We start from the raw sequence: 4,645 nt of genomic DNA on the forward strand, positions 1-4,645 counted from the left end.
CCCTTACTATGGTGGATAAAGAACTTGACCACTATGGTATCATCGTGGGCGAGGGCTTTTTCAACAAAGGAGATATCGTCTAAAATATGATTAAGTGTTTTCTCCTCCATATCCAGCTGGTGGAATAGGTCATAGTAGAACGACCGGTCGAAGAAGACGATCTGACCGCGCTTAGGCGACCGCATGAAGAATCGGCGCAAATATGGGTGCTGTTCATCTTCCAAAGTACTTTCATCAAAGACGGCCACCTCATAATGTTTAGGGTCCAGTTCACGCGTCAAATCCTTGAGCAAGAATCCTTTACCAGAAGCCTCCCAACCATCCACAATCACCAGCATACTTTTCTTGGTTTCTTGTAGTTGGCGGTGCAATTCAGCAAATTTTTCACCTAATTCTGACCGTTTCATATCCTGTAATTCGACTGGAATACTTATTCTATGAGTGTTTTTGTTGGGTAACATCCGCGTCACTTCTTTCTTTTTGGCAAAATGGCAATTAATATTTAAGGTCATTTTCTTGTACATATATTATAAAGCATAAATGCAATAATGCATAAGGATTGTGCTATTTTCGGTAAAACAGTAGGTATTTTAAAGGAATCCAAGAGTTTTATGATAAAATAATTAGGAAGTACTATATGAAAGAAGGAAAACTGAATGAGAGATTTTAAACCAGCGGTCGATCACTTCCATGAAACGGCCTATAAAGACAAACAAGACATCTACGAAGCATTAGCGCGCACCCATTCGCCACACACCTTAGTGATTACCTGTGGTGATTCACGTATTAATGTTGAGAGCTTGTTACAAGCCGGCCCCGGCGAAGTTTTCCAAATCCGAAATATCGCAAATATCGTACCAGAATACAACGACCCAGACCCGGTATTATCCTTACAAGCAGGTTTAGACTTCACTGTAACCTCATTAAAAGTCAATAATATTATCTTACTTGGCCATATTAACTGCGGGGGGTGTAACACTTGCCTAAACCCACCAGAAAATTTTGACGAAATGCCTTATTTAAAAGAATGGATTGGCAAGTTAAATCCAGTCAAGGAATCTATCGAAGACCAATTAGCTGAGTTAGACGATCCAGTTGCTAAGAGTGACTTGATGGAAAAAACGAATATCATTACCCAATACAACCACTTAATGGAATACCCAATCATCGCTGACCGTGTTGCAGCCGGAAACCTAAAAGTAGAAGGTTGGCATTTCCATACGGATGAAGGTTTTGTTGAAGTTTATCAGCCAGAAACAAAGACATTCAAGCGACTTTAAGTTAAAATAGATATAATTGAAGCGTCCTTAACTAGAAAGGACGTTTTTCTTTTCGATTTGAAGGAGGGACAAGAGACGATGAATCCACAGAAAAATCAGTTAGAAGCGATCCAGCAGCTGATCAAAAATCCGAAGTCGGTTATAGGGATAATCTTAGCGGCGTTAGCAGTCTATGTCTCGCAAGAACCGTGGAATATGGACGACCAGAACAACAATCAAAGTGACCAAGCACAAGTAGCTGACAGCGAATCAGATTCTTCAACGACTAGTGAATCTGCAACAGAATCCGCTCAAGCAACAGACGAGGACACAGTCCAAGTGGCTGAAGACAGAACTTACACAAGTCCTGAAGAAGTTGCTGCCTACATCGACCAATATGACACACTGCCAGAAAACTATATCACCAAATCCGAAGCCGAAAATTTAGGTTGGGAATCTAGCGACGGCAACTTGTGGGAAGTAGCAGAAGGCATGTCAATCGGTGGCGATTATTTTGGAAACTATGAAGGCCTACTGCCAGAAGAAGACGACTACCGAGAAGCAGACGTTAATTATGACGGCGGCTTCCGCGGCGCTGAACGCATTATCTATTCAGATGACGGCGATATTTACTACACGGACGACCACTACGAATCCTTCCAACAACTCTATTAATCTTAAGGAGTGACAGGCATGCAAACACTTATCATTGATGGACAAGACCTTTATGGGCAAAGGGACTTGCACGATTACCTAGCAAAAGCCTTAGATTTCCCTAGCTATTACGGTGCCAATCTAGATGCCCTTCACGACATGCTAACTTCATGGCAAACACCCATCATCATTTACTTAGTCAACCTAGATGCCTTGTCAGAACACCTAGGCGCGACTTACAGCAAAAAGTTCCTCAAATTATTGTTGGATGTTGAAGAAAAGAATGCATTCTTGACGATTCTTAGGTAAGATGAAGACAAAGCATTTCTAGACGAAGCAATAAAACGAGCGAAGGAGGGAAGAAATGGGCGTAATGTTAACGTTAGCCTACGAGGTTGCGATTAAAGACCAACAAGTGGCCCTTGAAATTATCAATCAGGCCCACACCATGATTCAAAGCAAATTCCAACCAGCCTTAATGTCTGACAATATCCAATTAGACCATGCCATTCATAAGCAATCTATCCTATTTGCTGATGGTATGTCAGCATTCTTATACTACCGCCTTTTACAACAGGCCATTTACCCCATTCAAATCAATGGGGGGCTAGGTCTATCTGAGGATATTGCCCAGTCATTAACCTATTCAGAACAAGTATTAATAGAAGCACAGAGAATGGGCGAAGGCTACATTCTATACAATGCGAACTATTTTGAAGACGGCTTATTAAATATGCAATTGATTAACTGGCAAAAAATCATCCAAGAACAAACGCCGGTTGCCAGGGTATTGTCATTCCTCTATGAAATCCAAGCCCCTGTCTATGTTGACGGATCTATGTTGACCCAAGATTTCTTAGGGGGAGACTTGATTGCGCTAGACCAAGCCAAACAAGCCCTATATGCAGACGATGAAAAATTATTATCTATGACAGATATCAACTTTTCAGCCCGTAAAACCAGCAAGTGGTTGGAGGTCTTTGACCAAGTCGATAAAAACAAGTATTTCATCACCGGTTTATTTAAAAAAGGCTATGCCACAGCCGTTGCCAATATGACTTACATGACCCGGCAAAATATTGATTATCATTTCCGCAGCGGCCGGTTCGCGTTTGAGCGAGACATGCTTGCGACAATTGTCTTACAAATGGACCGCGAGATCGCCGCACTAGGTTAGGTAAAGTGAATAAGTGGATCAGTAGACTAGTGGAGAAGGAATACATGAGAAAAAGGTTTGAGAATCACCATTTACTGAGGGATTTTCAGGCCTTTTTTCTTTGGGATGGATTGTAAATAATAAGTAAAGATTATGTTTACAAAAACGAAACTTTTCCAAAGGGTTTTCTACTTGAGCAAGGGCGAAAGTCTTTGGTAATATGAATAAAGAAAGCGTTCGGAAGAACCGAATTAAACTGAACTCTAAAGGAAGCATTATAGGGATGATGTTATTTGAATGGGATTGAAAGGAAAATGGTGAACGATTCATGGAATCATGGGATAAACAAGCAAGTCGCCGTAAAGCCAAGCTACAAGGGCTAAAAGAAAAGATTTACTTGAACTGTGTCAATATTGATGCACCCTTTATTAAGGCATTTTCACTGGCGCATATCTTATACTTAGCTGCCTTCTTTATGATTTTACTTGCCATGTTTATTTTTAGAGACTTTATCAACATCCACCAGGTAGTCATTGGTCGTGTCATGTTTACCATTTCCATTTTACAACAAATACTCTTATACTCTTGGTATTATTTTGAGACCAAATTCGACTTAAAACAAGCCTTGCCACTGCACATTTGTCGCCTATCAACCATAATGGGACTGATTTACCTACTAACAGGTAACCAAATGATCATGCAAGTATTATTCTATTTCGGACTTTACGCTTACTTCTCATTTTTTATGCCAAGCCGTATCAACAAAATTTACCATGTATCAGGCCTAAGCTACTTCTTAAACCATATTATTACGATTTTGATTCCATTCTTCGCTTACTTCACTACAGGATGGACACCCTCAATCCGAGGTTTAATCGTGTCACTAGGTATTTTTGCAGTTTACTGGTTTGTCGCATTAATGGTCAACCAATCAACTGGCGGTAACTATTTCTACATGAAATATCGCCCAGTACCATCCTTAGATAAAGTCAACTTCAAAACCTATACAGTAGGAAACTTTATCTTTACAGTAGGGCTATTCTTGATTGGCTACAGCATCTTCAATTTCTTTGTCTAAACATTTTGCTAAAAGAACATACGCACGCTGAGTTGAGCGCTAGCTCTACTTGGGGTGCTTTTCTCAATGATGGGCCACACGGGATACGCTAATAGGGGGATTCTTGTAAGTTGGCGGCCAATTGGAGGAGCGCTTGCTTGGATGAATTAAAATTCACCGGGACCCGACGCCAGTGATTCAATACCTCAACAACATTATCGAGAAACAATAAAACTCCTTCCTATTCATGTATCGATGGGTAGTGGCGACGACTTTAAATCGGGATATTTCAAACGGGCAAGTGACTATTCGCGAGTATGACTGCCCCATTGAAGAACGGTTTACGCATGCCCGGTTCTTCTATCCGGATGAAGTGCAACAAGCCATTGAGCTAGCACCTGTAATCCTTTACCTTCATGGTGGGGGCTTTATCGGGCGCTAATATTGCTGCAGCCATGAATATCTATGATATCGAATCGGGTAACCAGTGGATTAAACAGCAAATTCTCCTTTACGCCA

The 4,645-nt window shown here is 41.0% G+C and carries 6 protein-coding genes and 1 pseudogene; 6 read left to right on the plus strand and 1 reads right to left on the minus strand.

Features of this window, described 5'->3' with window-relative positions; genetic code table 11:
* A pseudogene (locus tag ACRCJ0_RS09585) lies at positions 1–524 on the minus strand (phosphate:AMP phosphotransferase); the annotation flags it as partial.
* 132 nt (positions 525–656) lie between these two features.
* Here ACRCJ0_RS09585 and ACRCJ0_RS09590 point away from each other — a divergent pair.
* The 6 genes from ACRCJ0_RS09590 to ACRCJ0_RS09615 all read left to right on the plus strand — a co-directional run bounded on the left by ACRCJ0_RS09590 (position 657) and on the right by ACRCJ0_RS09615 (position 4,568).
* Positions 657–1,280: a carbonic anhydrase gene (locus tag ACRCJ0_RS09590; RefSeq protein ID WP_016896519.1), complete on the plus strand. Its 624-nt coding sequence runs from the start codon at positions 657–659 to the stop codon at positions 1,278–1,280.
* Positions 1,281–1,358: 78 nt separating this feature from the next.
* Positions 1,359–1,934, plus strand: coding sequence for a ribonuclease domain-containing protein (locus tag ACRCJ0_RS09595; RefSeq protein WP_431390301.1), 576 nt, complete (start codon positions 1,359–1,361; stop codon positions 1,932–1,934).
* A gap of 18 nt (positions 1,935–1,952) precedes the next feature.
* Positions 1,953–2,222 carry a barstar family protein gene (locus ACRCJ0_RS09600; RefSeq protein ID WP_431390302.1) on the plus strand — a complete coding sequence of 90 codons (270 nt, stop codon included), beginning with the start codon at positions 1,953–1,955 and terminating at the stop codon, positions 2,220–2,222.
* A gap of 55 nt (positions 2,223–2,277) precedes the next feature.
* Positions 2,278–3,090 carry a hypothetical protein gene (locus ACRCJ0_RS09605; RefSeq protein ID WP_378103139.1) on the plus strand — a complete coding sequence of 271 codons (813 nt, stop codon included), beginning with the start codon at positions 2,278–2,280 and terminating at the stop codon, positions 3,088–3,090.
* 307 nt (positions 3,091–3,397) lie between these two features.
* Complete coding sequence (locus ACRCJ0_RS09610) at positions 3,398–4,147, plus strand: TIGR02206 family membrane protein (protein WP_378103138.1); 750 nt, start codon at positions 3,398–3,400, stop codon at positions 4,145–4,147.
* Positions 4,148–4,373: 226 nt separating this feature from the next.
* Entirely contained in the window at positions 4,374–4,568 is a 195-nt protein-coding gene (locus ACRCJ0_RS09615) for a hypothetical protein (RefSeq protein WP_431390303.1), read from the plus strand.
* Positions 4,569–4,645 lie beyond the last annotated feature (77 nt).

It is taken from the genome of Aerococcus sp. L_32, from assembly GCF_050689315.1.